A 26,694-nucleotide genomic window follows, 5' to 3' on the forward strand; every position below is an offset into this window, starting at 1 on the left:
CAAATTAATGAATTTTATAGGTGGTATCAGATGGCTAACTATTTTAACTCTCTGAATTTACGTCAGCAATTATCTCAATTAGCACAGTGTCGCTTTATGGACCGCAGCGAATTCTTAGACGGCTGCAATTATATTAAAGATTGGAACATTGTTATTTTAGGTTGTGGTGCACAAGGTCTGAACCAAGGCTTAAACATGCGCGATTCGGGTCTAAATATTTCTTTTGCTTTACGCCCTGAAGCCATTGCTGAAAAACGTGCCTCTTGGAAAAAAGCGACTGATAATGGTTTCACCGTTGGTACCTTTGAAGAGCTTATTCCTGCAGCCGATTTGGTATTAAACCTAACGCCAGATAAGCAACACACTAACGTTGTTAATACGGTTATGCCATTAATGAAGCAAGGTTCAACGCTTTCATATTCACATGGCTTTAATATCGTTGAAGAAGGCATGCAAGTGCGTTCAGACATTACGGTAGTTATGGTGGCACCTAAGTGTCCGGGTACTGAGGTACGTGAAGAGTACAAACGTGGTTTTGGTGTACCAACCTTGATTGCGGTTCACCCAGAAAATGATCCAAATGGTGATGGTTTAGATATCGCTAAAGCCTATGCTAGTGCCACTGGTGGTGACAGAGCTGGCGTATTGTTGTCATCGTTTATTGCTGAAGTTAAGTCTGATTTAATGGGCGAGCAAACGATTTTATGTGGCATGTTGCAAACAGGTGCCATTTTAGGCTACGAGAAAATGGTGGCTGATGGTGTTGAACCAGGATACGCCGCTAAATTAATTCAGCAAGGTTGGGAAACCGTTACCGAAGCGCTGAAGCACGGCGGTATCACTAACATGATGGACCGTTTATCAAACCCAGCTAAAATTAAAGCCTTTGATATGGCCGAAGAGTTAAAAGAAATTTTAGCGCCTTTATTTGCCAAACATATGGACGACATTATTAGTGGTGAGTTTTCTCGCACTATGATGGCTGACTGGGCAAATGATGATGCGAATTTACTTCGCTGGCGTGCTGAAACCAATGAAACCGCATTTGAAAATGCCCCCGTTTCTGGTGAACACATCGATGAGCAAACCTACTTTGATAAAGGCATCTTCTTAGTTGCGATGATCAAGGCGGGCGTCGAACTGGCCTTTGATACCATGGTTGCCTCAGGCATCGTTGAAGAATCAGCCTATTATGAGTCATTGCATGAAACGCCGTTAATTGCCAATACAATTGCTCGTAAGCGTTTGTATGAAATGAATATTGTAATTTCAGACACCGCTGAATATGGTTGTTACTTATTTAACCATGCAGCAGTACCATTATTACGTGATTACGTTAATGCCATGTCACCAGAGTTTTTAGGTGGTGGTTTAAAATCAGCATCAACAGGCGTTGATAACTTACGTTTAATTGAAGTGAATGACGCGATCCGTAATACCGATGTTGAATATATTGGTGCCGAATTGCGTGGCTACATGACCGATATGAAAAGTATTGTTGAAGCCAGTTAATGCCTTGAAGTGGCTACAAGGGTAGTCACTTCAATTGTTGGGCTTGTTTTGTAAATATGTACTGATTGAGTACCTGTTCAGTTTAGGTTGTTAAGTTAACAATGAGTTGTCGGACAGGCATCAAGGGAAGAGGAATCTTCCGGACTAAGTTTTTAGTTTGTTGTTTGCATTGTCTCGGCAGGGAAGCTGAATTTTTTTTACAAAACTGATTTTTGCTTGTGTTTGGTGAAGTTTTTATGATATCACTTAAAACACAGTCAAGTTCAACGTTAATAAATTAGGAATTCAGTTCTTTTATGTTTAACCAAGCAGCCCTACTCATTATTGCAATTATTACCGTAGTGATTATTAAGTCACAGCGGGGGCTGCATTTGGAAAAAAGACTGACCTAACGGTCAAAAATTCCAAAAACCCCCGCTCCGAAAGGACCGGGGGTTTTTTGTTTTATGGCATTTGTAACTTCGTTATCACCATTGACATCAAGCCGCATAAATAAAAGTAGAGAGCACAATATGGAAGTAGGGCAAAAAATAAGAGGCGCAGACGCCGTCATAAAAGTTATCGCTGCACATGGCGTCACCACTGTATTTGGTTACCCAGGTGGCGCGATTATGCCGATTTATGATGCTCTTTACGGCAGTCCAGTTGAGCACTTGCTAAGTCGCCATGAGCAAGGTGCAGCTTTTGCTGCGGTAGGCTATGCAAGAGCAAGTGGTAAAACCGGCGTTTGTTTTGCAACATCAGGGCCTGGCGCGACGAATTTGATCACCTCGCTTGCCGATGCGCTGCTCGACTCTGTGCCTTTAGTGGCGATTACTGGCCAGGTTTCAACCAGTGTGATTGGTACAGATGCTTTTCAGGAAATTGATGTGCTTGGGATGTCTCTGTCCTGTACTAAACACAGCTTTATGGTTACCGATATCAATGAGCTTATTCCCACGTTATATCGTGCATTTGAAATTGCCGCATCTGGCAGACCGGGTCCTGTGTTGGTTGATATTCCAAAAGATATTCAAATTGCGGAGCTTGAATACAAAACCCCGTTGCAATCGGTTGAAGCTGAACTGCAAGCGCAGTCTTGCGATCTTGCTGCCGCAGCGGAGCTTATCAAAGCGGCCAAAAAACCTATGCTTTATGTCGGTGGCGGTGTTGGAATGGCGGGTGCTGTTGCGCATTTACGCCAGTTTATTAACCAAACAAACATTCCATCAGTCGCGACGTTAAAAGGCCTTGGCAGCATCGCCCATGACACACCGGGTTACCTTGGTATGTTAGGTATGCATGGTGGTAAGGCGGCTAACTTAGCGGTACAGGAATGTGATTTATTAATTGTGGTGGGCGCAAGGTTTGATGACCGAGTCACCGGACGGTTAGCCAGTTTTGCCAGTAACGCAAAGGTGTTGCATCTTGATATTGATGCCGCCGAGCTTGGCAAGTTGCGTCAACCTGATGTTGCCATCGCAGCTGAGCTGCGCTATGTACTACCTGCGTTAGCTGAAGCCGTTGTCGATGCCGTACATATTCAGCCCTGGTTACAAGACATCACAGATATGGCACGTCAATATCAATGGGATTATAACCACCCTGGTGAATTGATTTTTGCCCCTTCAATGTTACGCCGCTTAGCCAATAAGTTACCAGAAGACAGTGTGGTCAGTTGTGATGTGGGTCAGCATCAAATGTGGGTTGCACAACATATGTGGTTTAGACGACCAGAAGATCATTTGTCTAGCGCGGGTTTAGGCACTATGGGTTTTGGTCTTCCTGCGGCAATTGGTGCGCAAGTCGCCAGACCCAATGCGACAGTAGTGACCGTTTCTGGTGATGGATCCTTTATGATGAATGTGCAAGAGCTCACCACCATTAAGCGTCGTAAGTTACCGATTAAAATTTTGCTGGTTGATAATCAAAAGTTAGGCATGGTGAAGCAGTGGCAACAATTGTTTTTTGAAGAGCGCTACAGTGAAACCGATTTATCAGACAACCCTAACTTTGTGTTAATGGCATCCGCTTTTGATATCCCTGGCCGCACCATTACGCGTGCTGATGAAGTAGAACAAGCATTAGATGAAATGATCAATACCCCAGGCCCATTTATGTTACATGTGGCCATTAATGATGCCTTTAACGTTTGGCCGTTAGTGCCACCAGGGGCCAGTAACAGTGACATGATGGACCAAATGGAGAAACAAACATGATGATGCATAACCTTGAAATCACCGTTAAGCAATGTCCAGAAGTATTAGAGCGTGTATTACGGGTAACCCGTCACCGCGGCTTTAAAGTGACGCAAATGCACATGAATACCCAAGATGATAGTAGCTTGGCGATTAATTTGTGGGTTGAAGCCGAACGTGCCATCGAATTATTAAGTAACCAATTAGATAAGCTGATTGATGTGACTCAGTGTAAAGTATTACCTGCCGCGCAATTAGATAAAACTGTCAACGCTTAGGTTTTTGTTAGCGTCAGTTAACAAGTTTGAAGATATCCTAAGTCGCAATGAATTAAACAAGGAATGATGCAATGCCAAAATTACGTTCAGCAACCAGTACCGAAGGCCGTAACATGGCGGGAGCACGCGCTCTGTGGCGTGCAACAGGCGTGAAAGAAACCGATTTTGGTAAACCGATTATCGCGATTGCTAACTCATTTACCCAATTTGTACCGGGTCATGTGCACTTAAAAGACATGGGCTCGTTGGTTGCCAGTGCCATAGAAGAAGTGGGCGGTATCGCCAAAGAATTTAATACTATTGCGGTCGATGACGGTATTGCGATGGGCCATGGCGGTATGCTTTATAGCTTACCATCGCGTGAGCTAATCGCCGACAGCGTAGAGTACATGGTTAATGCCCATTGTGCTGATGCATTAGTGTGTATCTCCAACTGCGATAAAATTACTCCCGGCATGTTAATGGCGGCATTACGTTTAAATATCCCTGTGGTATTTGTATCGGGTGGCCCAATGGAAGCGGGTAAAACTAAGTTGTCAGATAAAATCATTAAGCTTGATTTGGTTGACGCAATGGTGGCTGGCGCTGATACCAACGTGAGTGATGAAGATAGCAAACAAATTGAGCGTAGCGCGTGTCCAACGTGTGGCTCTTGCTCTGGTATGTTTACCGCAAACTCAATGAACTGCCTAACCGAAGCCTTGGGGTTATCGTTACCTGGTAATGGCTCAATGTTGGCGACCCATGCTGATCGCCGTGAGCTGTTTTTAGAAGCCGGTCGTCGTGTTATGAAACTGGCAGAACGTTATTACAAGCATGATGATGAAAATGCACTACCACGTAACATTGCATCATTTAAAGCATTTGAAAACGCCACCGCATTAGATATCGCCATGGGTGGCTCATCAAACACCGTATTGCATTTATTGGCCGCAGCGCAAGAAGCTGAAATCGATTTCACCATGGATGACATTGATCGGATGTCGCGCTTAGTGCCTCATCTTTGTAAGGTGGCGCCATCTACGCCTAAATATCACATGGAAGATGTGCATCGCGCGGGTGGCGTTATGGGGATTCTAGGTGAGTTAGACCGTGCCGGCTTACTTCACAACGATGTACCACATGTGGCAGCTGATAATGGTGGCGACTTGAAGTCAGTATTGGCAAAATATGACATCAAACAGACCGACGATGCACAGGTCAGACGCTTCTTTAGTGCAGGCCCTGCAGGTATTCCAACCCAAAAAGCGTTTAGCCAGGATTGCCGCTGGGACTCGGTTGACGACGATCGTGAAAACGGCTGTATTCGTAGCCGTGAATTTGCCTTCAGCCAAGAAGGTGGCCTAGCGGTGTTGTCTGGCAATGTTGCTGAGAATGGCTGTATTGTAAAAACTGCAGGCGTGGATGAGTCAAACTTAGTGTTTGTGGGTAGTGCGCGTATTTACGAAAGCCAAGATGACGCCGTAAGCGGTATTTTAGGTGGGGAAGTGGTTGCAGGTGATGTTGTGGTGATTCGCTACGAAGGCCCTAAAGGTGGCCCTGGTATGCAAGAAATGTTGTATCCAACCACTTACCTTAAATCTCGTGGTTTAGGCACTCAGTGTGCGTTAATTACTGATGGACGTTTCTCTGGTGGTACATCTGGTTTATCGATTGGTCATATATCGCCTGAGGCGGCATCAGGTGGCACTATCGCTTTAATTGAAAATGGCGATCAAATTGCTATCGATATTCCACGTCGCAGCATCAAATTGAACGTCAGTGATGACGTCTTAGCAACACGTCGTCAGGCGATGGAAGCTAAAGGGGTACTCGCGTGGAAACCCCTTGCACGTGAACGTTATGTGTCACTAGCATTGAAAGCCTATGCATTATTAGCCACCAGTGCTGATAAAGGCGCGGTGCGCGATCGCAGTAAGTTGGAGGGGTAATATGTTAGCCTTGGCATCTCAAACGCAGTTAGATTTGGCCCATTATTATTTACAGAAGATTTTGCTGTCGTCAGTTTATGACATTGCCAAGGTCACCCCATTATCTGGCATGAAAAAACTGTCAGCACGCTTAGGTTGCGATGTCTTTTTAAAACGAGAAGACATGCAGCCTGTGCACTCATTCAAACTGCGTGGCGCCTATAATCGCATTGCTGAGTTAACGCCTAAGCAATGCGAAGCTGGCGTGGTATGTGCCTCGGCAGGTAATCATGCTCAGGGCGTGGCTATGTCGGCGGCAAGTCGCGGCATAAATGCTGTGATTGTCATGCCAAGCACCACCCCCGATATTAAAATCGATGCAGTAAAACGACTTGGCGGCACAGTGGTGCTGCACGGGCAAGCGTTTGATCAAGCCAATGATTATGCCAAAGCTTTATCTGAACAAGAAGGTAGAGTGTATATCGCTCCCTTTGATGATGAAGCTGTTATTGCAGGACAAGGCACTATTGCCCAAGAAATGCTCCAGCAACAGCGCGGGCTAGAAGTGGTATTTGTGCCTGTAGGCGGCGGCGGATTGATTGCGGGGATCGCGGCGTATTACAAAGCAGTGATGCCGCAGGTAAAAATCATTGGTGTTGAGCCTGAAGATGCAGCATGTTTAAAGGCGGCATTAGAAGCAGACGAACCTGTCACATTAAGTCAGGTTGGGCTATTTGCCGATGGTGTGGCAGTCAAACGCATCGGTAATGAGCCCTTTCGCCTTGCCAGAGAATATGTAGACCATGTCATTACTGTTACCTCAGATGAAATTTGCGCTGCAGTAAAAGATATTTTTGAAGATACCCGAGCAATTGCTGAACCTGCAGGGGCGTTATCTGTCGCCGGGCTAAAAAAGTACATGCTTCAGCACGAATCTGATACCGACAAACCTTTAAAAGTGGCGGCCATTTTAAGTGGTGCCAATGTCAACTTTCATAGCTTGCGCTATGTGTCAGAGCGTTGCGAGTTAGGTGAGCAGAAAGAAGCGGTATTGGCCGTTAAGGTACCTGAGCAGCCTGGTAGCTTTTTACGTTTTTGTGAATTACTTGAAAAACGGGTGATGACAGAGTTTAACTACCGATTCAGCAGCCGAGACATGGCGGTGGTGTTTGCGGGTATTCGCTTAAGTGGTGGCCAAACTGAACTTAAAGGCATTATTGCCAAGCTAGAGTCTGAAGGCTTTGAAGTGCAGGATTTATCTCAAGATGAAACCGCAAAACTACATGTACGTTACATGGTTGGCGGTCATCCACTTGAAGCGTTAGAAGAGCGTTTATTCAGCTTTGAGTTTCCTGAGCACCCAGGAGCATTGTTGAAGTTTTTAACCACATTACAAAGCCAGTGGAATATCAGCTTATTTCATTATCGTAATCATGGCGCAGCATTTGGACGTGTGTTGGCAGGATTTGAAGTGCCCGCAAGCGATGATATTCCTTTTGCGCGCTTTTTAACGGATTTAGGCTTTGTCTATCAAGAAGAAACCCAAAGTCCGGCTTATAAATTGTTTTTAAATGCCAATAAACCTTAAGTTAAGGTGATATAACATCGTTAGCTCACCTTCAGCAACTGACTATATGCGAGGTATTGATGTGTTATTTGTTTGCCGCGATTTTGGGATGAATTTGAAAGGCGAAAACGGGACTGAAATTGGGTTGAAACTGAGCTAAAACAACTAAGTTGAAACTAAGCCAAGTTGTAAAACAAATGGACATATTCACTGAATATGTTTATCCCAGAGTGCCAGTTGAGTCGAGGGTGGCATAATTTTTTTGCATACTGGCGTGATTTAGTCTGTCAGTATGCTAAGTTAGCTGACTCACTTCTTTTGAGGTGACGTCAGCTCATGTTATTGCCAAAACGAGAACATACTCGTCGGTAAGTTGTGTTTTTTATGTAGGGTAAAGTTTTGACTCACACTATTTTAAAGATAGTTATATCCAGTTAAGGAGACATTGATGTTGCCCGTACCGCAAATTTCCGCTTTTAACCCTCCACGTCGTATTTTGATGGGCCCAGGGCCGTCCGATGTTTATCCTGAAGTCTTAGCGGCTCAAGCTAAACCAACCATTGGCCATCTCGATCCTCTTTTCGTGAATATGATGGATGAGTTAAAACAACTTATTCAATATGCGTTTCAGACTAAAAATGAGATGACATTAGCTGTATCAGCGCCAGGCAGTGCTGGCATGGAAACCTGTTTTGTTAATCTTGTTGAGCCAGGCGAGAAAGTCATTGTTTGCCGCAATGGTGTTTTTGGCGAGCGTATGCGCCAAAACGTTGAGCGTGTCGGTGGTGTTGCCGTTGTGGTGGATAACGAATGGGGTCAGCCTGTTTGTCCACAAGCAGTCGAACAAGCTTTAGTAGCACATCCTGATGCAAAGTTTTTAGCGTTTGTGCACGCTGAGACCTCGACTGGCGCGCTATCTGATGCGCAAACCTTGTGTACTCTGGCGCAATTGCATAACTGCCTTACGATTGTGGATGCCGTGACGTCCCTAGGTGGCGTTGAGTTACGTGTTGATGAATGGGGTATCGATGCCATTTATTCCGGCAGCCAAAAGTGTTTGTCTTGCGTGCCTGGTTTGTCACCTGTGTCGTTTTCCGATAAAGCTGTCGCCAAATTAAAGCATCGCCAAACACCCGTACAAAGTTGGTTTTTAGACCAAACTTTAGTGATGGGATATTGGGGTAATGCTGCTGGTGGTAAGCGCAGTTATCACCACACCGCCCCAGTGAATGCACTATATGCATTGCACGAGTCATTCCGAGTGCTAGCCAATGAAGGTTTAGAAAATGCTTGGGCTCGTCATCATAATATGCACCTGTTGTTGCGTGATGGTTTAACTCAGCTTGGGCTAAGGTTTGTGGTAGATGAAGCTTATCGTTTACCGCAACTTAATGCCGTTTATATTCCAGAAGGCATAGATGATGCTTTAGTGCGTAAGCAACTATTAGAACAATACAATCTTGAGATTGGTGCTGGTTTAGGGGCATTAGCCGGTAAAGCATGGCGTATTGGGCTTATGGGCTTTGGTGCAAGGAGAGAAAATGTCGCTTTGTGTCTTAAAGCACTGGAAGATGTAATGCGTTAATTAATAGCGACGAATCGGCTTTTTGAAACAGGTACCTACAAGGTGCCTGTTTGCCTATTAACGGTTTGTTATCTGATTTTTATGGGTAACCGCTATGCTTAATGTCTGCAACCGAATGAAATGCTTTGTTGGTTCCGCGCCTTAATGGTGACACGTTAGGCGGTCATTGAATGGTTCAGTCCTATTAAAATGATTATGTTAGGTAAAGCTATTAAGGTAAATATCCATATATGCGAAGGTGTTGGTATAAGGTTCATCAATTGATCACACGCTTGATTACATTACTGCTGCCTGCATTATGTTTTGGTCAGTTTGTTTATGCTGAAAGTGCTGTTTTGCCTGAGCATAAAAAAGTCATCAACATTGCCTCTGCCGATTCTCGTCCACCCTATATTTTACAAGATGAGCGTTCAGGCCTTGAGTTAGACATTATTCGTTTAGCATTAGCTGATCAGGGGATTGAGGTGCATTTTCACTTCTCATCACGTAATCGGCAAATGTTGCACTTTGAACAACATAAAGTCGATGCCATTATTACCGTTAATCAGTATTCAGGTGTCAGTGGCTTTTTCTCCGATAATTACATCAGTTATCAAAATGTTGCTATTAGTTTGGCTAAAAATAATTTAAGAATAAAAGATATCAATGATTTGTCTGAATTTGGCGTTGTCGCGTTTTTAAATGCGAAGGATGTGTTGGGGGATACGTTTCATCAAATGACTGATTCTAATTTGTCCTATTTAGAGGTGTCACCACAACAAAAGCAAAATAAAATGCTTTATCTCAATAGGGTAGACGTAGTGATTGCTGATAAGTACGTATTTCAATACTTAAATAGATTGATCGCTAGAGAGGTGGATGTCAGTGAGAATCTGCAATACCACATGATTTTTCCTGCATCAGAGTATTTTGTCAGTTTTCATGATAAATCATTAAGGAATACCTTTAACCAAGGGCTAAAAAATATTCGTAATAACGGCGTTTATCGACAGTTTGAGCAAAAATATGTTGGTTCTGCTCAATAAAATAAAGCCTCATATTGAGGCTTTATTTGTGTGCGGTTATCGCTGGCTAATCAGCTAGGCGCTTTTCTAATTCGTTTACTTGAGCTTGAAGCGCTTCTAGTTTTTCTCGAGTTTTTAATAACACGTGTTGCTGTACTTCAAATTCTTCGCGAGAGACAACATCTAACTTCATCAACTGGCTTTGTAAAACTTGTTTACTGCGTTCTTCAAACTCTGCGGCAAATTGTTTAACGCCGCTAGGTAAGTTTTCGCTCAGCTGTTTGGCGACTTCTTCAATTTTCTTTGGATTAATCATCATTTGTCTTCCTACACCAATATTGCAGCCATTGTAGCTCAGCGATACCTTAGTCGCAAAATCTGACGACAAAATTGTTAACTCTACCAAGTTGCCATCTGCTATGATCCGCCTTCGTGTTGAATAGTGGGAATGCAATTAAAATGAAACTCAATCCAGGACAAAATGATGCAGTGCATTATGTCTCCGGCCCTTGTTTGGTATTAGCAGGTGCAGGTAGTGGAAAAACGCGAGTTATCATTAATAAAATAGCCTACCTCGTTGAAAAATGCGGTTATAAAGCCCGCAATATTGCCGCAGTCACCTTTACCAATAAAGCCGCACGTGAAATGAAAGAGCGTGTGGCACAATCTATGGGCAGAAAAGAAGCCCGTGGTTTATGGATATCCACCTTCCATACCTTAGGTTTAGAAATTATTAAACGTGAGCATAAAGTATTGGGGCTTAAAGCTGGTTTTTCATTATTTGATGACCAAGATACGTTTGCGTTATTAAAAGAATTAACTCAGGACGAATTAGACGAAGATAAAGATTTAATTAAGGCATTAGCGTCAGCCATTTCAAATTGGAAAGGCGGCTTGGTTATCCCTCAGCAAGCACGCAAAATGGTGAAAGATGAGCAGGGCCAGCTTTTTGCTATGTTGTATCAACGTTATGCCCAGCATATGAAAGCTTATAACGCGCTCGACTTTGATGATTTAATTTTGATCCCCACTTTGTTGTTACGCATGAATGAGGAAGTTCGTACCCGCTGGCAGACGCGGATTCAATATTTGCTGGTGGACGAATATCAAGATACCAACACCAGCCAATATGAGTTGGTTAAATTGCTGGTTGGTGAGCGTGCAAGATTTACCGTGGTAGGTGATGACGACCAGTCTATTTACTCATGGCGCGGCGCTAAACCGCAAAATTTAGTATTGCTGGGTACCGATTTTCCTAAGCTAAAATTGATAAAATTAGAGCAAAATTATCGATCCAGCCAACGGATTTTGCGCGCTGCCAATATTCTGATTGCCAATAACCCTCACGTGTATGAAAAAGCCCTGTTTAGTGAGTTAGCCTATGGTGAGCCTTTAAGAATATTAATTGCCGCCAATGAAGAGCAAGAAGCTGAGCGTGTGGTGGCTGAAATTATCCGTCATAAATTTGTTGGTCGCACTCAGTTTGGGCAGTATGCCATTTTGTATCGGGGTAATCATCAGTCGCGATTACTTGAACGTGCCCTCATGACAAACCGTATTCCTTATAAACTCAGTGGTGGTACGTCATTTTTCGCCCGCGCTGAAATTAAAGACATCATGGCTTATCTGCGTTTAGTGGTAAATCCTGATGATGATAATGCATTTTTAAGAGTGGTTAATTTACCCAAACGTGGAATTGGACCGGCAACGTTAGAGCGATTGGGTAATTTTGCGAATCAAAAACATATTTCAATGTTTGAAGCGATTTTTGATGCAGGTCTAAACCACGAGCTAGCGCCAGCTGCCGTTAAATCGCTGTACCAATTTGGTCAGTTTATCGTTGATACTGGCGAAATTGCTAAGCGAGGGGAATCGGTTGATGCGATTAAAAAACTGATCCGCAGTATTAATTATGAAGATTACCTATACGAAACCAGTACCAGCGCCAAAGCGGCTGAAATGCGCATGAAAAACATTTCAGAACTGTATCGCTGGGTGACTGAAATGCTCGAAGGTGACGAGCTTGATGAGCCAATGACGTTACCGGAAGTCGTGACTCGCTTAACCCTGCGTGACATGATGGAGCGTAACAGTGAAGATGAGGGTGGCGATCAGGTGCAGTTAATGACCTTGCATGCCTCCAAAGGACTCGAGTTTCCATTTGTATTTATGGTTGGCGTTGAAGAACGTATATTGCCTCATCAATCCAGTATTGATGAAGATAATGTCGACGAGGAGCGACGACTCGCATATGTGGGAATTACCCGAGCTCAACGTGAATTATGGTTTGTTATTTGCCGCGAACGACGTCAGTTTGGGGAAACCATGCGCTGCGAACCCAGCCGGTTTTTGATGGAGTTGCCTCAAGACGATTTAATTTGGGAAAATCGTAAACCACAGCAAACTGAGCAACAAAGAATGGCAACCGGTAAAAGTAATATTGCCAACCTTAGGGATATGTTTAAAAAGTAGTGAAGTTATTTTTGATGTGGCAATAAGGCGAGTGAAGTTCGCGTTATGCCACATAACGTGAAGTCTTATTTGAAGAACACGCTATTAGGGCCTGTTGATCTTTCAAGGTTGTTTTTGCAGCGAATTGTTGGTCATTTCTACAAGGCAGAGACTTTGTGGTGTAGTTATTCTACATAAGAAGTCGATAACGCAGTACAAATGACCAACAAACGCTGCCCGAAGGGTTCGGCTAAAAACGTTTTACTCTTTGTTGAATGAACTTTTTGAGAACAAAGAGTGCTTAGATGACTAGGCATCAATCCATTCGCCTCAATTAAAACGTTTTTAACTCGAACAAAATTAAACCAGCAAAGATCAACAGGCCCTAGTAACAAGGGGCAAAATACTCAGGGCTATCTTGGACATGAGACTCTTGACGATGAATGCTTTTTAAGCACATGAATTCATAACGTTAGCTATGTTTACTGTTTTTTTTTCCAATGTTCTTCCTTTACCCACCTTATAACCCAATTCAATAAATTGTAGTTTTTGTTGCAAGGTATCAACGCCGGTGGCAACCATGTTGATGCCCAATGCTTCTGCTGATAATCGGTAAGCTTTGACTAATTTCAATTGATTGTCATTAAGCAAATGTTTACTGATTTCCTGATCAAGCATTAAGGTGCTGATGGGTAAAAAACTCAAGCTACTTAATGAGCTATAACCGGTTCCGAAATGATCTAGACCGATATTTGTGCCCAACTGCTTGAGGATTTCAAAGGCATTAAGATGATTCTCGGTGTCTTTAACTAATGATTTTTCGTTGAAGAAAACCGTCAGTTTTGATAAATCAATTTTGCTATTTTTTAGCGTGTTTTTGAGACCACGCAAGGCATATTTATGGTTCACATGCTGGCTTGATATCGACATATAAAGTTGTGTTACAGCACCATATTGCTGTTTTAATGCAGGATAATCTTTGTTTAATTGTTGAAAAATATAGCCGTCAAAAATTAAAGATAATTGTGCATTTGATGTCAGTTGGAGCAGTTTATTATGATCCCAAAAGCCATGCTTTTCATGCTGCCACTGAGCTTGTGGCTCTATTGCAATAATGGTTTTTTGTACTAAATCATAAATTGGGCGATAACTCACCTGAATAAGGTTGTGGCTGAGCGCTAGAGTGAGTTGCTCATCCAAATCATTGCGCTGCTCAGACTGATAGCTTAATTCACTGTCAAAAATAACATAACAACCCTTACCATTTGATTTCGCTTGGTACATGGCTCTGTCAGCATCACGTAAAATCGACTCACTGGTTTCTAATTTATCGTTGCGACTAAAAGCGATGCCAATACTGGCGCCAGAGAGAAAGTCTTTATTTGACAATGAATAAGCTTGACTGACTTGATGCAAAATGCGCTCGCTGACTTCTATCGCATCTTGAGTGCCGCGAATTGAATCAAGTAGAATAACAAATTCATCTCCGCCCATTCTGGCCAAAGTATCGTTTTCACGAATACAGCTTTTTAGACGTTTAGCGGTTTCAATTAAAAAACGATCGCCTTCAAGATGGCCGAAGGTATCGTTAATCACTTTAAAGCGATCTAAATCGATGAAGAGTAGGGCGAATTGATCTAATCCGTGGCGTCTGACGTGCTTTAACGCTTGCGATAATCTGTCCATTAAGAAATTACGGTTTGGCAGTCCAGTTAATCCGTCATGTTGTGCATCATGTACCAACTGAGCTTCAATTTTGCGACGTTGATTTATTTCTGTTTGTAAGTTGCGATTGACTTGAGCCAGGGCTTGAGTACGGGTAGAGACTTTATCTTCTAGCAATTCATGACTGCGCTTTAATGACTCAACCGCATGTTTACGTTCAATCGCATTGGCAATGTGTTGTGATACAAATGTCAGCAGTTCAAGGTCTTTAATTTGATAGTTTTGTTTGGCATCTAAACTGTAAATAGTCAGTGCGCCAACAACGTGTTCATTAATAATTAAGGGCACACCTATCCATTGATGCATATGCTCGGTACGGTTTAATTCAGGTGATTTGGCATAGATATCACCAAACTCTACTAGTTTCTTTATGTCGGTATTACTGAGCAATCTTGGCTGCTTGTGCTGTAAAATATACTCGGTTAAACCATCTTGTACCGGACGCGTTGAGGGGTAGTCATTGTCTAGCTGCGAAACATAAAAAGGAAAAGACAACATATTGTTATCAATTAATGAGATAAAGCAGTTTTCAGCGGGCAATAACTGGCTGATGATTTCATGAATTCGGGTATAGAAATCTTTTTGGGCAAGTTTAGATGAAGAAAGATCTGCGATTTGAAATAAAGATTTTTGCAGGTTTTCTGCTTTAACGCGCTCTTTTACTTCTGATTTTAGGCTGTTGTATGCCTGGCTTAATTCTCGAGTGCGTTCTTCAATGGCTAGTTCAAGTTGTTCATTATGAAGCAATCGCTCCATGACACCTGAAATATGTTGACTAATAAAGCCCATTAACTCAAGTTCAAGCTCACCATAGTTAATTTCAGTGTTATAACTTTGGACGACTAAAACACCGTTTACAACCTCTCCGTTTTTAATCGGCACACCTAACCATTGATGACATGGAGAGCCTAGCCCTTGAATTTTACCTTGCGCAATCAGTTTACAAAACTCATCTTCATTGCATAATAACGGCTGCCCTTGTCTAAGCACATAACCGGTAATACCGCGATTTAAAATTTCAGAAATTTCTTCGTCTGGATAGAGTTCGCTGGGATGAGAGTCTTTTTCATCGGCAAAAAAAGGCAGGCTAATCAACCCAGTTTTAGGGTTTTGTGCGGCGATGAAAAAGTTATCTGCGGGAATGAGGCGCTGCAAGTGTTGATGAACACCTGTGTAGAAATCGTCTAAACTGTTTACATTATTAGCTATATTAGATATGCCTAATAGTGCGTTTTGCACGATTTCAGCGCGCTTATATTTTTTAGCTAAACGCTTTAGTCGAGCAATTCGACGCTGAAGAGAATCAACGTCAGTAGGTAACTTGGGGCTATTAACTTCCTTATCCATACCTGCAGCCACACTATCCTATTAACAATACTCAGAAATGTTCAAAGCTAACAAGTATATTTAACACAATTTAAAATGTGATCCAAGTAATATAATTCGACGTAATATGAAGATAAATCGCGCTGATTAGTCAAAACTTAATCACTCAGATAAAAAAAGTGAATCATCACTAGACGTAGAGGTAATTTATCCCTACTATATGCGTCGCTAACCAAGGCGAGCGCCCATAGCTCAGCTGGATAGAGCGTACCCCTCCGGAGGGTAAGGCCGAAGGTTCGAATCCTTCTGGGCGCACCATTCGGTATATATGCTTTTTCGAATTTGGTTGGTAAGATTGAAATCAGTGGTGATTGTAGCTCAGTTGGTAGAGTCCCGGATTGTGATTCCGGTTGTCGTGGGTTCGAGCCCCATCAGTCACCCCATTCAATCTAAAAGCGTTATTGATAACGTAACATGTTAAATATCAATATTCGGTGATTAGCGCAGCCCGGTAGCGCATCTCGTTTGGGACGAGAGGGTCAGAGGTTCGAATCCTCTATCACCGACCACATTTACGCTTTTATTAGCGTGTTTATCCCAAGAGGTTAAACAAATATTAAACTTGTCAGCAAGTAAAAACTTCGGTGATTAGCGCAGCCCGGTAGCGCATCTCGTTTGGGACGAGAGGGTCAGAGGTTCGAATCCTCTATCACCGACCACATTAAGCAAAAAGCCACTCTTATGAGTGGCTTTTTGCTATCTGCTATCGCGATGCGACTTTAGTGTGGCATAAGATAACTGTCCGTTAATCACGTTTTATCTGTGTAATTCATCTGGCCAATGCATCTATCTTCGGCGGTTTTGTTTAACGTTAACTGCATTGAATTGACTTGCAATAGCCCAGTGAATAACACGTCAACTTGCTCTGTTATCATTAAAAATCTCCGTTTGAGAAGCGAAATATATTAATGCATGAGTAATTATCTTAAGCAAAATTGAGTTTAAATCGATTTTAAGGATACTCAGATACAAAAAAGCATGAAGTTGCCTTCATGCTTTTAGAATTATAGCCACAGCAGTCATTGCTAGGGGATTAATCTTCTACGCGAACGCCCCAAACATCATGTTCATCAGCATGGATAATTTGTACCCAAACTTGATCACCAGGCTGCACATCAAATTCATCGGTTAAGTAAACTTTGCCGTCTACCTCTGGTGCGTCCATGTAAGAACGCCCTACAGCACCTTCGGTGTTCACTTCATCAATTAACACTAGGTACTCTTGACCTATACGAGCTTGCAGTTTGTCTGCACTAATTTGTGCCTGTACCGCCATAAAGCGTTGTAACCTGTCTTCCATTACATCGTCAGGCACATGATCGGGTAAGTCATTGGCTTTCGCACCAGCAACGGGCGAATATTTGAAACACCCGACACGGTCTAATTGTGCCTCTTCTAAAAAGTCGAGTAGCTCTTCAAACTCTTCTTCTGTTTCACCAGGGAAACCGACAATAAAGGTTGAACGGATAACCAGCTCAGGACAAATCTCACGCCATTTTTTGATGCGTTCTAACACTCTATCAGAGCTGCCAGGACGCTTCATTAACTTAAGAATGCGCTTGTTGGCATGCTGAAAAGGAATATCCAAATACGGTAAAATTTTCCCTTCAGCCATTAATGGAATAATGTCGTCGACATGTGGGTAGGGGTAAACATAATGTAAGCGAACCCAAACGCCTTGCTTAGCCAATTCTTCACACAATTGCTGCATGTGGGTTTTGACTGGCATGCCATCCCAAAAGGCAGTTTTATGCTTAACATCAACGCCATAGGCAGATGTGTCTTGCGAAATAACCAATAACTCTTTTACGCCAGCTTTGGCTAAGCGTTGTGCTTCACCTAGTACATCACCAATAGGGCGAGAGTCTAAGTCACCGCGCATTGAAGGGATAATGCAGAAAGTACAGCGATGATTACAGCCTTCAGATATCTTTAAATAGGCATAATGTTTTGGTGTTAGTTTAATGCCATGATCCGGCACTAAATCCATTAGAGGATTATATTTGGGTTTTTCAACATGCAGATGCACCTGCTTTAATACTTCATCATAGGCATGTGGGCCTGTGACACCTAGTACGTTAGGGTGCAGTTCAATAATTTCATCTTTTTTAGCGCCTAAACAGCCGGTCACTAATACTTTGCCATTGGCTGCTAATGCTTCACCAATGGTATCTAAGGATTCCTGTACCGCTGCATCAATAAATCCACAGGTATTAACGATAACCATATCGGCATCGGCGTATGTGGATACCACGTCATAGCCCTCTGTGCGAAGTTGGGTTAAAATTCTTTCAGAATCGACGAGGTTTTTTGGGCAGCCAAGACTAACAAAACCAATTTTTGCAGCGCTGGCTGATATAGGATTATTGGTAGATGCGGATTGTGCTTGTTCCTCTATGACCTTTTTGGGTGTCGCTAGGGTTGTGGTTTGTTTCGGGTCATAGTGATTAACAGTCATAGTGCCTCTATAGATAGATATAAAATTGACCAGCGTAAAATAGCCAAAATTGAGTGGCGGAATTATACAGCAGTATTTTAGGGAATTCAGCTATAGAAAATGACGTGCAACAAAATCAAGGCTTAGTTGTTAGGCTAAACCTTGCTGATTGGTGCTGAATACAGAAGGGGATTTTGACCTTAGATGGCATTAACCATTTGCTGACGCTTTTGTTTTGATTGCACTTTTGACTGGCGACGTTGCCAATATAAGTATAATCCCGTAAAAGCGAGCATGACTGGCATCAAGCCTAGAACACACCAAATAATACGGGTAATTAACCCACCAAAATAGCCAAAGTGTAATTTTCTAAAGCTGTCTAAAAATACCGTCAACAAGCCCGCTTCACGAATATCTTGCTTTGATAGCAATACACCCGTGGTTTTATCAAAACTGACTATGCTGCTGTATTCACTATTGAGTGGGTTGTTGCTATCCACCTCACCGTAAAAGGTAATATCCCTGTCGGGTTCATGGGGCATAGCGAGATACCCTGCTTTAAAACTGCTGATTTCATTTGTTGCCTGCTGGTGTAATGCTTCAAACGAGATATCTGCGCGATAAAGCGGTTTAGTGATATAAACATGCTCGCCATCACCATGTTCAGTGACTTCATGAATGATGCCGCTAATGTTCCAATAAGCCCCGGTGAACGCCAAAATAATCAATACCGGCGAGCTGATGATGCCAACCATTTTATGAATATCACTATAAAGAATGCGTTTCACCGCACCTAAACGCAGAGTGAATAGCTTGGCCCAAAAACGCCGGTATAAAATCATGCCGCTGATCCCAAGAAACAGCATAACTAATGCGGCAACAAACGCGACCGACGCGCCTTTAACATGCAACAAGAATGAATAGTGCAATTCAAGTAGCCAATCGGTGATGAAGTGATCCATTGGATAAGGCTGCGACAATAATTGACCACTATATTGATTAACGTAAACCTTGTGCCAGTCATCTGTTCCACGTTTAATTAGATAGGCCGCATCAGAACGTGACTTATCATCATATAACTCCCAGCCGCCTAGTTCATATTCGGGGTTTTCGCTTAGTGTCGTTTGCATTAAGGTGTCTAAACTTATACGCGGTGTTTCAGGCAGTGCCTCAACCAGCATATGATTTGGCCTAAGCAGACTGTCAATTTCTACTTTGAATACCAAAATACTGCCGGTTATCGACATGATTAAAATGGGCAACATGGCTATGAGCGCGCCATAAGAGTGCCATTTAAAGAGGGATTTTCTCATGCTTACCTCTGTTGTTACTGGGCTTGTGTTACGAGTTATCGGGCAAGAAAGCCAAAGACATAGCGCAGAGTTTTCCACGCTATGTTTGCTTAATGATTTAGGACATGACTACAAACGCCAGCTTAGCGTGGCACTGTAGTTTGCGGGAGCACCATAGAAACCTTGGGCCCAATAAAGGCTGGTTAGATACTTTTCATCGGTGACATTGTTGGCATTGACGGTCAGAACCACTGCATCGTTAAAGCGATACTTCGCCATTAAATCGACAATCGCATAAGCATTTTGCTTAGTAATAATTTCCTGACCTGCATTATTAAATCCATCAGCGACAATACCTTGTGAGCGATGGATGTCATCTTGCCAGCGCATGTTTACACCAAATGTTAATCCTTCAATGAAGTTAAGGTCGTAGGTGGCTGCAAACTTAAATAACTGACTTGGTGTGTACCCTGCAACTTTGTCATCGCCAGTAATATCAAAGTCGGTGTAACCTATGCTGGCATTTAAGCCGGGGTAAATTTCACCTGCTATATCAACTTCAAAACCATGACTGCCAATACCATCTGCACCAATATAGCGACGCTCTGTTGGCGGGAGTTGGCTAGTGCGCGGGTCGGGCGTTGCGAGGTTAGTTTGTTGAATATCAAAGTAAGCCAATGTAGTAATTAAATTGCCATTGAATAACTCGCTTTTAAGGCCAATTTCTTGGCTTTCACCTGTGACAGGAGCAAGCGTATTGTCGTCTATGTCTAGTTCTCGCTGCGCTTTAAATGTTTCGGTGTAGCTAGCATAGGCAAGTAGCTCGGGAATAAAGCGGTAAGTTACCCCAACATAGGGAATAAACTGTCTATCTTCGACATCTTGAACTTTACTGTAGGATTCGCCTTCTGCTTGCCAGTCGTTAAAACGGCCGCCTGCAATCAGATGGAAATCCTCAAATAGATTAAATCGACCGGTAAAGTAAGCCGCTTTTTGGGTGGCGCTCACATCACTGCCGCTAGGTGCATCTTGAAAGGTGGGTTTTGGGGTATTGCCATCCCAGGTATTGAGATCTGGCATCGGTGGAAATCCATTGCCTGTCGTGTAGTCATATAATGAACTATCAGTGTAATCCAGCTTGGCGTAGTTTAAGCCTACAACCACTTGATGTTCACGGCCAAATAGACTGAAATCACCATTTACATACATATCGGCTAAGTTGTGCTGATCATCTAAGTCGTACTCGCTGCCATAGCCTGTTAAGCCGAGTTCAGTGGCTTTATCTGGCGTGCCATAAACATAGAATAATTCGGTATCTTCATCGGTAGTTTTATGCGAATAAGTGGCGCGTAAACTCCAGTTATCAGAAAAATAATGACTAAATTCCACCACAGTGTTTTGTTTTATCACCAGCCAGTTTGACCAGTTTGCCGAGGTATTGGTTGATGTGTCATAGTCAGTTGCGCTGCCATCGGTATAGAACAGCGGTAATGCGCCCCAATTATTACCCTCGGCATCGTTATTGATATAACTATGGCTTACAGACAGGCTGGTATCCTCGCTCAACTTGGCGTCGATAAAAGCGTAAAGCACTGTTTTATCTGTTTGATAGCGATCTAAATAGGAGTCTTTAGTTTGTTTAACCGCGACAACTCTAGCGGCAAACGTGTCATTAAGCTGCGCAGAACCGTCGGCCTCTAAGCGCAAGTTGTTCCAACTTCCATAACTTGCTAATAAATTCAGTTGATTGTCTGCAGTTGGTCTTTTGCGGATAAAATTAACAGTGGCGGATGGGTTTCCTACACCTGTCATTAAACCATTTGCTCCCCTAATCACCTCAACACGATCATAGATGGCAGTGTCTTCATCGGCATGATTATTACCGGTTGTTAGCGGCAACCCAACGCCATCGACCTGGAAGTTGGTGACATCAAACCCACGGGCGGTGTAATAGGTGCGGTCGGTTTCAATTCTTTCGACATTAATGCCTGTTGCTGTGTCCAATGCAGCATTAATGTCATTAAGTTGGAAGTCTCGTAATTGAGCATCGGTGATTACTGAAACTGATTGTGGAATATCACTGATGGCCAGATCTAATCTCGAAGCTCCACTGGCTGAGTGAGCATTGTAGCCTTGAATATAGCGGCCTTTTACTTCAATTTTTTCCACATCCGAGTGAGTAGAATCATCAGTATTTGATGCGGTTTCAGCATGGAGTTGACTGACAGACAGCAAGGCGAGAGATATGGCGCATGATAGTGTTGTTAATTTCATTGTTTGATTCATCTTGGTAACGAGTGTAGAAAGCGCGGTTACTGCGCAGAGTTAAATTCATTACCGAGTGTATACAAATAACATCAAGACCTAAATAAAAACGATTATCATTTACATTTTGGTGGTGATTGTAAAGATTTACAGAATAGTGTTTGTGGTGATAACGCTGAAGATTGTTTTTTATCGTTAGGTTGTGAAAATAATGATTTTTAGGTATTTTTTGGTGGGAGTTGATCTTTCGAGGGTATTTCAACTTATTCTGCTCTTCGTCATCGATTTAGACAGCAAGATAGAGAATTGAATCTATCACGAACTCTGCGAGTGTTATTAACAGGGTTTGATTATCTAATGCATTATTTTCAGCGACAATCAGGTAAGCCTGCGTGTCAAATATTGATTACCTTACTATATGTTTACCAGTCAGCATTAAAATAAACAGCGCCAAACCGAAAGGTTAGGCGCTGTTTAAGGCGCTAAGGAAGCAGCTGATTAACCTTATTAGAACATCAGTTTAACCGCCGCAGCCATTTGCATTTCTAGAGTTGATATAGCGAACATCTTTTGCTCTGTCATAGTCGACAGGATCGAGCTTGCCATGCTTTTTGATGAATTGATAAAGCATATCTGCATCAATAAAACCGGTGTCTCTGGCCTGTTCTTTCAACTTGGGATATTTGTTACCGCCCGCAGCATTATAGCTAGGGAGGGTAAATCGGTAATTATCTTCCAGCTTGAAAGGCTTATCACCAACGGCACTGATATCAACATCTTTAGCTTTACAGTCAACGGTCATCTTGATGCCGCTGAAGTGGGCAAAACCTCCTGAACCTTGAGTCATAAGCGCAACCTTAGACAAATATTTTTTCAGTTCAGCACCCTTCATCTCAGTCACAGTCACACTGTTGGAAAAAGGCAGCACCTCAAGCACATCACGATAACGAATAGGCCCTTTCTTTATGGTGGTACGAATACCGCCAGAATTCATGATGCCGAAATCTGCTGGCACAGGGAGCTGAGTTTGAGCGTGGGCTATCATAATTCCTAGCGGTGTCGCTTGGGAACGAACCACCTTACGATCTCCTATGAAATTCGCCTTTGCCACACCAATTTCTTCCCGTAGCTTGACCTGACCGTTGCGCTGATATGGACGCAGTAACTCGAGGGTTTCTGGATCTTTGGGAGTATGCATAGAAGAATGCTGCATGAAACCATACTTGGTTTCAGTGTTTACTGGAACCAGCTCGTAGTGTGCTAGATGAAGCTCACCACCGTAGTATTCAAAGTCTGCACGGCCAATAAATTTGCCCCACTCGTAGGCTTGCATGATCCAAGTGCCATTTTGGCGATCAGGCTTACACGGCTCATCTCGAGCATATTTTTTTACATACTCACCCGTGTCACCTTCCATACAAACAGGTAATTGCGAGTGACCGCCAATGATTGCCTGAATTTGTCCAGGCTCAAGGTTGCGAGCTAGAGATACATCACCGGGTGCGTTACTACCATGCTTACCATTTTCATAGTGACCCATGTGGGTGAGACCGAATACCAGATCTGGCTGATGCTGTTGTTCAAGCTCTGCCAAGATATCTTTCGCCTCAGCTTGAGCTGAAGTGAATTTTAACCCTGCAACGTATTCTGGATTGCCTATTTCAGCAGTATGCTCAGTGGTTAGGCCTACTACAGCTAGTTTTAAGCCCTGAACGTCAAAGACCTTGTAGGGCTCAAAGTAGCGTTGCCATTCCCCATCGACTTGGCGATAAATATTGGCAGATAACCAAGGGAATTTTGACCAGCCTCGCTGCTTATCCATCACTGTTGATGGATTATCAAACTCATGGTTACCCACGGCCATGGCATCATAGCCTAGATGGTTCATACCGATAAAATCTGGCTCGGCATCTTGAAGATCAGACTCAGGAACGCCAGTGTTGATATCGCCACCTGAGAGCAACAAAACTTGACCTCCTTGCTCAACCACCTCTTTGCGGATCTGATCAAGAATGGTTTTGCGGGCAGCCATACCATAACCACCATTTTCACTATGCCAAAAACGGCCATGGTGATCATTAGTATGCAGTAGGGTGAAGCGCTTGCAATCATCGCCTGCCGCGATACAGGCGACAGATGCCGTCACCTTCGGCGCTTTAGGAGCTTCTTCCTGTTTCTTCTTATTACAGCCGCTCAATACTAATGCGAGCGCGATAGCTGAGCCAGTAATAAGTAGGCCAGAAAGACGGAGTGAAGTATTCATAGTAATCCTTCAATATTATTCAGATAAGCGTTGTCATCTGCTTTAAGGGCTGAGTGTCACCATTGAGCGTGGCGAGCCGTAAACAACGTCTTTACCGTTAAAAAAAGCAGCACCCAGAGCGATCCCGGTGCTGCTTTTTATAGGCTCTGCTGGTGGTTAGCCTTGGCGGCGACGCAACCACATTAGCGGCAGCAGCAGAGTCATAAAACCACCTAAACTACCCGCGCCATCAGGCTTAGTCCAACCATCATCTTCGGTGTTTAACACCTCAATGCTAACAGACTGACTGAAGCTTTCTTCGTCCACAGTTGCCGTAAGCTCGAACACAAGAACTTGATCGATATTGACGCTAGGAGATGTGACATCAAGTGTCAGACCTGCAGCGGTAAACACTGCCGTGTCTCCAGATACCTGCTTCCAGCTGTAACTTGTACCTTCTGGTGCACCCGTAACCGTTGCTGTGATAGACGTTTTATCGCCTTCGGTCACTTTAGTTGTCCCAGCAAACTCTACATTCAGAGCCAATGGCAGGTTAATTACGCTCAGGCTAACAGCTTTGGTTGTTTCCAAAGTACCGTCGCTGATGGTCAAGGTGAAGTTCAATGCCTCATCGGCTTTAACCATTGGTGCAGTTAGAGATAAGATAGCCTCACTGCCAACAACAGTCTTCTCTTCAGCAACAATCTGTTCCCACAGGTAAGTGAGGACAACACCTTCGCCAGCTTTGATTGCAGAGGCATCTAGGGTGTAAGCAGCGCCTTCACTAACACTATCAGGAGTCACGATATCGCCTTCGACTTCCAAAACAGGATTTGGATCGTCACCACAGACTGCACCATACACTTCTTTTACTAACTCAGGGCGGTCAATAAAAGGGTTACGGTTGCCTTGGTATTTGTATACCTGATTGTTACGATTCTGCTCGTAAGTATCAACAGCGTCTAACTGGTTCCATGCATACAGAGTACAAAGCGTACCGATCAGCGGCGCGTTATCCTCGTCTGCAGTTGTTAAACGATCGACTGCGATGAGATCAGGCATTTGAGTCGTAGTCGTATCCGTGCCTTGATAGCGAGTATCCATATACATGATCATACGCGCGACATCGCCTTTGACCTCATCACGAGGTTCCCAGCAATCCGTGGCTTTGTCCAAATAGTTACCAGTACCTACACCGTTAAACAGTACCTCTTCACCGGTATCTTTACACGCACCGAAGTCATTGTTGCTTCGCGCAGTATTGATACCTGGATCAGAAGGACGTAGGTGATGGGCATCGGTATAGCCCCACTGAGACTCACTTGGGAAGCCATGGCTTTTGGCCCAAACGTGTTCACGGTTCCACTTACCTACACCACTACCGCTAGTTTGGTTGTCGTATTTGGAAATAGAAGTGCCAGTGTAGATCTCAATCACTTTTTTATCGTCATTAGGATCTTGGTCTGCGTAGGTCAGTGTGCTCCAAACCTGCTTATAGGTAAGTTGCTTATGTTCTTTGGCTATGATTGCTGAGAGGGCATTTTTCAGCTCTTCTGCATTGGCAAATTCGCCACTGACTATATCTGAGTAATAGATTTCGGCATTGAACGTAGTAGGATCTGCAACCGGAGTCAGCGTCTCACAACCCGTACAAGGACCGGTTTCTGGCAACGGAGGCTCTGGCGGCGTGACTGAACCATCACAGGTACCCTCACCAGCACAACCTAGACCATCAGCAGTATCAATATCGAAAACAGCCCACTGGTTGTTAGTACCAGGAAAATCTGCTTCTGCTACAGTATCACCAGCAGTGACACTGGCTTTACGGCGTAGGGTTTTATTCGCGGTGGAGAAGTTGGCGTCGTTTGGATCAGTCCAAGCAGAGCCTGGGTCTTCCCCACGCTTACCGAAGCGATCGATAACCACATCGTCTTTAGTTAATACTAGGGCGTCATCACCATTGAAGAAAGTGACAGTAGAAGCATTGCCCACTTTAAACGCATCAGCGGCACCAGAATTATGGAAAACCAAGCTCTTTCCTGGATCCAAAGTGCCAGTTAATGTTTCACTGTTACCAGGGTTTGATGCGTCAGCGCCATTGCCGAACAGAGTCAGCTTATACACGTTGGCATCTAAATCGATGGCGCTGCCACCTACGTTGGAAATCTCAATCGCTTTGTTGTTGCTGCTGCCTTCGATATATTCGGTTAGCATCAATAAGCCTGGAGTCGCTTCTGAGCTACAAGCCACTTCACCGGAGCAGCCGAGGCCATCAGCAGTGTCAATATCAAACACTAACCACTGATTATTAGTACCTGGAAAATCAGCCTCAGCCACGGTATCACCAGTGGTCACACTGGCTTTACGGCGTAGGGTTTTATTCGCGGTGGAGAAATTGGCGTCGCTTGGATCAGTCCAAGCAGAGCCTGGGTCTTCACCACGTTTACCGAAACGGTCGATTACCACATCGTCTTTAGTTAATACTAGGGCATCATCACCGTTGAAGAATGTGACGGTAGAGGCATTGCCCACTTTAAACGCATCTGCTGCACCTGAGTTGTGGAACACAAGGCTCTTTCCTGGCGCTAAAGTGCCTGTTAAAGTTTCAGTATTACCTGGTTTTGATGCATCTGCGCCATTGCCGAATAGAATCAGCTTATACGCATTAGCGTCCAGATCTATGGCGCTGCCACCCATGTTGGAAACTTCAACAGCTTTGTTGTTGCTGCTACCTTCGATGTACTCAGTAATCACTAAATTTGCATTGGCAGCAGTAGAAAAGCAGCCCAAAACCATAGCAGTAGCCGCGGCAACTGCATTTATTTTAATTCTCATAATCGTATCTCTTTAAAGTCTTTGATGG

Annotated in this window: 16 protein-coding genes and 4 tRNA genes; 12 read left to right on the top strand and 8 right to left on the bottom strand. The window is 43.5% G+C overall.

Annotated features, from left to right (window positions below; translation table 11 throughout):
- Window positions 1-30 precede the first annotated feature (30 nt).
- The 7 genes from ilvC (at window position 31) to ORI98_RS14420 (ending at window position 10,054) form a co-directional block, all read left to right on the top strand.
- Window positions 31-1,512, top strand: a complete 1,482-nt coding sequence (gene ilvC / locus ORI98_RS14390; RefSeq protein ID WP_261298965.1) for a ketol-acid reductoisomerase — start codon at window positions 31-33, stop codon at window positions 1,510-1,512.
- A 512-nt stretch (window positions 1,513-2,024) separates the two neighbouring features.
- Window positions 2,025-3,710, top strand: a complete 1,686-nt coding sequence (ilvG, locus tag ORI98_RS14395; RefSeq protein ID WP_306135680.1) for an acetolactate synthase 2 catalytic subunit — start codon at window positions 2,025-2,027, stop codon at window positions 3,708-3,710.
- On the top strand, window positions 3,710-3,967 hold the full coding sequence (ilvM, locus tag ORI98_RS14400; RefSeq protein ID WP_261299029.1) for an acetolactate synthase 2 small subunit: 258 nt from the start codon (window positions 3,710-3,712) through the stop codon (window positions 3,965-3,967). Before ilvG ends, ilvM begins: the two co-directional genes overlap by 1 nt.
- 71 nt (window positions 3,968-4,038) lie before the next feature.
- Window positions 4,039-5,898, top strand: a complete 1,860-nt coding sequence (gene ilvD, locus ORI98_RS14405; protein ID WP_306135681.1) for a dihydroxy-acid dehydratase — start codon at window positions 4,039-4,041, stop codon at window positions 5,896-5,898.
- A gap of 1 nt (window position 5,899) precedes the next feature.
- Window positions 5,900-7,465 carry a threonine ammonia-lyase, biosynthetic gene (ilvA, locus tag ORI98_RS14410; protein ID WP_306135682.1) on the top strand — a complete coding sequence of 522 codons (1,566 nt, stop codon included), beginning with the start codon at window positions 5,900-5,902 and terminating at the stop codon, window positions 7,463-7,465.
- Window positions 7,466-7,892: 427 nt separating this feature from the next.
- Entirely contained in the window at window positions 7,893-9,029 is a 1,137-nt protein-coding gene (locus ORI98_RS14415) for an alanine--glyoxylate aminotransferase family protein (RefSeq protein ID WP_306135683.1), read from the top strand.
- Window positions 9,030-9,289: 260 nt separating this feature from the next.
- Window positions 9,290-10,054 carry an ABC transporter substrate-binding protein gene (locus tag ORI98_RS14420; protein WP_306135684.1) on the top strand — a complete coding sequence of 255 codons (765 nt, stop codon included), beginning with the start codon at window positions 9,290-9,292 and terminating at the stop codon, window positions 10,052-10,054.
- Between the two features lie 46 nt (window positions 10,055-10,100).
- Here ORI98_RS14420 and ORI98_RS14425 read toward each other — a convergent pair whose 3' ends face one another.
- The gene (locus tag ORI98_RS14425; protein ID WP_261299028.1) at window positions 10,101-10,349 is read right to left on the bottom strand and encodes an accessory factor UbiK family protein; all 249 of its coding nucleotides are present in this window, start codon (window positions 10,347-10,349) and stop codon (window positions 10,101-10,103) included.
- Window positions 10,350-10,492: 143 nt separating this feature from the next.
- On the opposite strand from ORI98_RS14425, the gene rep reads away from it, so the two are divergent.
- On the top strand, window positions 10,493-12,505 hold the full coding sequence (gene rep / locus ORI98_RS14430) for a DNA helicase Rep (RefSeq protein WP_261298959.1): 2,013 nt from the start codon (window positions 10,493-10,495) through the stop codon (window positions 12,503-12,505).
- Between the two features lie 429 nt (window positions 12,506-12,934).
- Here the strand turns inward: rep and ORI98_RS14435 are convergent, their stop codons facing one another.
- A complete protein-coding gene (locus ORI98_RS14435; RefSeq protein ID WP_306135685.1) occupies window positions 12,935-15,556 on the bottom strand; it encodes a diguanylate cyclase domain-containing protein in 2,622 nt (873 codons plus the stop codon).
- Between the two features lie 220 nt (window positions 15,557-15,776).
- Here ORI98_RS14435 and ORI98_RS14440 point away from each other — a divergent pair.
- The 4 genes from ORI98_RS14440 (at window position 15,777) to ORI98_RS14455 (ending at window position 16,254) form a co-directional block, all read left to right on the top strand.
- Window positions 15,777-15,853, top strand: a tRNA-Arg gene (locus ORI98_RS14440).
- A gap of 49 nt (window positions 15,854-15,902) precedes the next feature.
- Window positions 15,903-15,978 (top strand) — tRNA-His (locus ORI98_RS14445).
- A 49-nt stretch (window positions 15,979-16,027) separates the two neighbouring features.
- Window positions 16,028-16,104 (top strand) — tRNA-Pro (locus ORI98_RS14450).
- 73 nt (window positions 16,105-16,177) lie between these two features.
- Window positions 16,178-16,254, top strand: a tRNA-Pro gene (locus ORI98_RS14455).
- A 90-nt stretch (window positions 16,255-16,344) separates the two neighbouring features.
- On the opposite strand, the gene ORI98_RS14460 is transcribed toward ORI98_RS14455, so the two are convergent.
- The 6 genes from ORI98_RS14460 to ORI98_RS14485 all read right to left on the bottom strand — a co-directional run bounded on the left by ORI98_RS14460 (window position 16,345) and on the right by ORI98_RS14485 (window position 26,666).
- Complete coding sequence (locus tag ORI98_RS14460; RefSeq protein ID WP_306135686.1) at window positions 16,345-16,470, bottom strand: hypothetical protein; 126 nt, start codon at window positions 16,468-16,470, stop codon at window positions 16,345-16,347.
- Window positions 16,471-16,628: 158 nt separating this feature from the next.
- Complete coding sequence (gene rimO, locus ORI98_RS14465; protein ID WP_306135687.1) at window positions 16,629-18,053, bottom strand: 30S ribosomal protein S12 methylthiotransferase RimO; 1,425 nt, start codon at window positions 18,051-18,053, stop codon at window positions 16,629-16,631.
- A 179-nt stretch (window positions 18,054-18,232) separates the two neighbouring features.
- Window positions 18,233-19,345, bottom strand: a complete 1,113-nt coding sequence (locus ORI98_RS14470; protein ID WP_306135688.1) for a PepSY domain-containing protein — start codon at window positions 19,343-19,345, stop codon at window positions 18,233-18,235.
- Window positions 19,346-19,453: 108 nt separating this feature from the next.
- Complete coding sequence (locus ORI98_RS14475; protein WP_371931170.1) at window positions 19,454-21,598, bottom strand: TonB-dependent siderophore receptor; 2,145 nt, start codon at window positions 21,596-21,598, stop codon at window positions 19,454-19,456.
- A 511-nt stretch (window positions 21,599-22,109) separates the two neighbouring features.
- Window positions 22,110-23,852: a bifunctional UDP-sugar hydrolase/5'-nucleotidase UshA gene (gene ushA / locus ORI98_RS14480; RefSeq protein ID WP_306135690.1), complete on the bottom strand. Its 1,743-nt coding sequence runs from the start codon at window positions 23,850-23,852 to the stop codon at window positions 22,110-22,112.
- A 156-nt stretch (window positions 23,853-24,008) separates the two neighbouring features.
- The gene (locus tag ORI98_RS14485; RefSeq protein ID WP_306135691.1) at window positions 24,009-26,666 is read right to left on the bottom strand and encodes an endonuclease; all 2,658 of its coding nucleotides are present in this window, start codon (window positions 26,664-26,666) and stop codon (window positions 24,009-24,011) included.
- Window positions 26,667-26,694 lie beyond the last annotated feature (28 nt).

The sequence above is a fragment of the Shewanella sp. ULN5 genome, assembly GCF_030731885.1.
GTDB classification, from domain to species: Bacteria; Pseudomonadota; Gammaproteobacteria; order Enterobacterales; family Shewanellaceae; genus Shewanella; species Shewanella holmiensis.

Bases quoted from the DNA above. Each gene is read 5' to 3' on its own strand.
- rep (WP_261298959.1), top strand. From the start codon at position 10,493: ATGAAACTCAATCCAGGACAAAATGATGCAGTGCATTATGTCTCCGGC.
- ORI98_RS14435 (WP_306135685.1), bottom strand. From the start codon at position 15,556: ATGGATAAGGAAGTTAATAGCCCCAAGTTACCTACTGACGTTGATTCT.
- ushA (WP_306135690.1), bottom strand. From the start codon at position 23,852: ATGAATACTTCACTCCGTCTTTCTGGCCTACTTATTACTGGCTCAGCT.
- ilvA (WP_306135682.1), top strand. From the start codon at position 5,900: ATGTTAGCCTTGGCATCTCAAACGCAGTTAGATTTGGCCCATTATTAT.
- ilvG (WP_306135680.1), top strand. From the start codon at position 2,025: ATGGAAGTAGGGCAAAAAATAAGAGGCGCAGACGCCGTCATAAAAGTT.
- ilvC (WP_261298965.1), top strand. From the start codon at position 31: ATGGCTAACTATTTTAACTCTCTGAATTTACGTCAGCAATTATCTCAA.
- ilvD (WP_306135681.1), top strand. From the start codon at position 4,039: ATGCCAAAATTACGTTCAGCAACCAGTACCGAAGGCCGTAACATGGCG.
- rimO (WP_306135687.1), bottom strand. From the start codon at position 18,053: ATGACTGTTAATCACTATGACCCGAAACAAACCACAACCCTAGCGACA.
- ORI98_RS14475 (WP_371931170.1), bottom strand. From the start codon at position 21,598: ATGAAATTAACAACACTATCATGCGCCATATCTCTCGCCTTGCTGTCT.
- ilvM (WP_261299029.1), top strand. From the start codon at position 3,710: ATGATGCATAACCTTGAAATCACCGTTAAGCAATGTCCAGAAGTATTA.
- ORI98_RS14485 (WP_306135691.1), bottom strand. From the start codon at position 26,666: ATGAGAATTAAAATAAATGCAGTTGCCGCGGCTACTGCTATGGTTTTG.
- ORI98_RS14415 (WP_306135683.1), top strand. From the start codon at position 7,893: ATGTTGCCCGTACCGCAAATTTCCGCTTTTAACCCTCCACGTCGTATT.
- ORI98_RS14425 (WP_261299028.1), bottom strand. From the start codon at position 10,349: ATGATTAATCCAAAGAAAATTGAAGAAGTCGCCAAACAGCTGAGCGAA.
- ORI98_RS14460 (WP_306135686.1), bottom strand. From the start codon at position 16,470: ATGATAACAGAGCAAGTTGACGTGTTATTCACTGGGCTATTGCAAGTC.
- ORI98_RS14470 (WP_306135688.1), bottom strand. From the start codon at position 19,345: ATGAGAAAATCCCTCTTTAAATGGCACTCTTATGGCGCGCTCATAGCC.